The following is a 2,169-nucleotide window of genomic DNA, read 5'->3' as shown; positions in this document are numbered from 1 at the left end:
GCCTCTGCCGAGCATGGCTCGGCACTACAGCTTCAAGCCCCTCTCCCGTTTACGGGATAGGGGTTGGGGTGAGGGCAGCTTCTCGCTGGTAAAGCCTCTGCCGAGCATGGCTCGGCACTACAGCTTTAAGCCCCTCTCCCGTTTACGGGAGAGGGGTTGGGGTGAGGGCAGCTTCTCGCTGGTAAAGCCTCTGCCGAGCATGGCTCGGCACTACAGCTTTAAGCCCCTCTCCCGTTTATGGGAGAGGGGTTGGGGTGAGGGCAGCTTCTTCGCTGGTAAAGCCTCTGCCGAGCATGGCTCGGCACTACAGCAGCGTTGTCGACAGCGCCGAAGATCAGAAGCCAACCCCTCCCCAACCCTCCCCTGCGCGTTGTGCAAGGGAGGGAGCAGATTTAACCCCACTCCCCATTCCCATCCGTTCCTATCCCCGTACGCCGCATCACGCGGCCCGCAAGGAGCAGGAATCATGGGTAGCGCAAAGGGTTCAAACAGGCCGGCGGTTCGTAACATCGCGCTGGCCGCGGCAGTGACGTTGTTGGTCGGCCTGCCGGTAGCCGCGTCGGTCCGCCACACCCCGTTCCCGGTGGCCGAAGACAGCGGCGACCTCAAGGCGCCGACCCTCCAGCGTACGCGCCAGACCCAGCCCAACTTCCAGGCACCCAGCGCCACGGTATGCAGCGACACGCCGGTGCTGCGCGAGGTTGCCGATCCCAGCCCCAGGCCGCAGCAGCACAATATCGCCGCGGGCGAGGTTCGCCTGCGTCGTGGGGACGGTTCGCGCGCGATGGCGAAGATGATGGCTCCGATGCCTGCGCCTGCGCCTGCGGCACCGCCACCGCCGGTTGCGGTCAGTGCGGATGCGATGGCCGAGGTTGCATCGGCCGCCGCGGAAATGCCGATGGCCGTCGCGCCGAGCAGCGGTCACCTGCGCCAGCAGCAGGCAGCGGTCACCGCTGGGGTGGTCGATGACAATGCCGACTTCACCGCCTTCCGGCAATTCCTGCAGCGTCACGAAGAGGCCAATACGCTCGGACGCGATGTCAGCGTGCGCCAGCGCCTGCAGGTGGTGGATACACAGGGCCGGCCGGTACCGGATGCGGAAGTGGCTGTTACCGCCCGCAACGGCGCGCGGATGTGGGCGCGCACCGATGCCGGTGGCCAGGTGTGGATACATCCCAATGCCTTTGATGACCGCGATTCGGCCAGCTACCAGGTGCAGGTGCGACGCGCAGGCAAGACGGTGACCTCGGCCGTGCAGCGCGGACAGAAGAATGCCGTGCAGGTGGTGGTAGCCGATGCGCCACTGCCAGCCCGGGCCAAGCTCGATCTTGTGTTCATGGTTGATGCCACCGGTTCGATGGCCGATGAAATCGACAAGCTGCGCGATTCACTGCAGGGCATCGTCCGTGACATCGCCCAGCTGCCCTCCAACCCGGACATCTGCCTGGGGCTGGTGACCTACCGAGACCGCGGCGACGAATACTTCGTGCGTGGCTGGGACCTGAGCAACAACGTTGCCGGCTTCCAGAACGTGCTGGATGGCGTGCGCGCCAATGGTGGCGGTGACTACCCTGAGGCGATGAACGAAGCCTTCGACCATGCGGTGCAGGCGATGAACTGGCGCGGTGCCTCGACCACCCGCCTGCTGGTGTCGCTGGCCGATGCGCCGCCGCACATGGACTACCCGCAGCCGCGCTACGAGCAGACCATGCTGGCGGCGCTGGGCAAGGGCATCAAGGTGTTGAGCGTTGCCGCATCCGGCCAGGACACGACCGGCGAGATCGCGCAGCGGCAGATCGCGCAGTACACCGGCGGGCGATTCATCTTCCTTACCTACAAGGACGCCAGTGATTCCTCCAGCGGTCCGGGCAGCGAGACCGTGCATGAGGTGGAGAACTATTCGGTCGACACCCTGGACAAGCTGGTGGTGAAGCTGGTGCGCGAGGAGCTGGCGCAGCTGCCGAAGGGCTGAGCTGTGCTGCCTCCCTCGAGCATGGCTCGGCACTACGCTCCCTCCCTTTGCCGCAGGCAAGGGGGGGAGGGGTAGGCTTTTGCGACCTTTCAGCATTGCCAGCTTCGCGGCTTACGCCGCTCCTACAAAGTCGGGTTCCGTAGTGCCGAGCCATGCTCGGGAGAGGCCTTACCGGTAGCTGTCTCTTATACACATCT

General features: G+C 65.2%; 1 protein-coding gene. It reads left to right on the top strand.

Annotated elements, in window-relative coordinates:
* Positions 1 to 466: 466 nt before the first annotated feature.
* Positions 467 to 1,972 (top strand): VWA domain-containing protein, encoded by a 1,506-nt coding sequence (locus AC1VXC_RS21015; protein WP_481539996.1) that lies wholly within the window; start codon positions 467 to 469, stop codon positions 1,970 to 1,972.
* The last annotated feature ends 197 nt before the right edge of the window (positions 1,973 to 2,169 follow it).

Source organism: Stenotrophomonas sp. STEN033, from assembly GCF_056856655.1.
The sequence above is the reverse complement of the archived record's forward strand: the minus strand, read 5'-3'. Positions and strand labels throughout refer to the sequence as shown.

Excerpts from the sequence above, each read along its gene's own strand:
- AC1VXC_RS21015 (WP_481539996.1), top strand. The coding sequence starts at position 467 with ATGGGTAGCGCAAAGGGTTCAAACAGGCCGGCGGTTCGTAACATCGCG.